We start from the raw sequence: 706 nt of genomic DNA, 5'->3' as shown, positions 1-706 counted from the left end.
GTATGTCTTACCACAGCCCGTTGGGCCCTCGATTAATACGTTGTGATGCTGATGAACCCATTGACTACTCAGTAGACCCGCGAACTGACTTTTTTTCAGACCACGTGGATGCTGGTAGTTAATGTCTTCAGGGTGAGCCTTTATCTTTAACTTGGCAGCCTTCAGTAAACGGGTAATTTTATTGNTGTGTCGGTGCGTACTTTCTCTATCGACTAATAGCGCCAGGCGTTCATCGAAGCTAAGCTCTTCATGTGTTGATGGTTGTGCTAGCTGTTGCTCTAGGCCATCAGCCATGCCGCTAAGTTTTAATGTTCTCAGTGCTTGCAAGGTTTGATTGGTAAACATGTTTTTTCCCTAGTTATTCATATGAGTATTTAGTGGTAGTAGTCTTCACCACGGATGTTTTCATGGTGGTCCAGGCATAACTCTTCCTGAATATGATGCTCCTGAGTTTCAACAACGATCTGATCAAGTCCTTGTTTAAGTATGGATTCAACACTGCTGCGTGTCGGTGAGTTGATCAGTAGTGCGCGTCCGCAAGCCTTGTTGAGTCTCTCTCGTCCATATTTCTTCGCATTACTAAGTAAGGCGAGTATGCGGCGATAACTCTGTTCTTGATGTCGCTTTTCTTGCAGTAGGTGATTCACCACTTCACGAGTTTCAGCGCCTATCTCGTTTGCCCAGCTCAGGAAGCGCTCTAGGCTCC

General features: G+C 45.8%; 1 protein-coding gene and 1 pseudogene. Both read right to left on the bottom strand.

Going from position 1 to position 706, the window contains the following annotated elements; genetic code table 11:
• Positions 1 to 345: ATP-binding protein (locus A3761_RS08375; RefSeq protein WP_197472979.1), on the bottom strand; the 345-nt coding region annotated here is incomplete at its 3' end.
• Positions 346 to 374: 29 nt separating this feature from the next.
• Positions 375 to 706: pseudogene (locus A3761_RS27505) on the bottom strand (IS21 family transposase); the annotation flags it as partial.

Source organism: Oleiphilus sp. HI0123 (genome assembly GCF_001635315.1).
The sequence above is the reverse complement of the archived record's forward strand: the minus strand, read 5'-3'. Positions and strand labels throughout refer to the sequence as shown.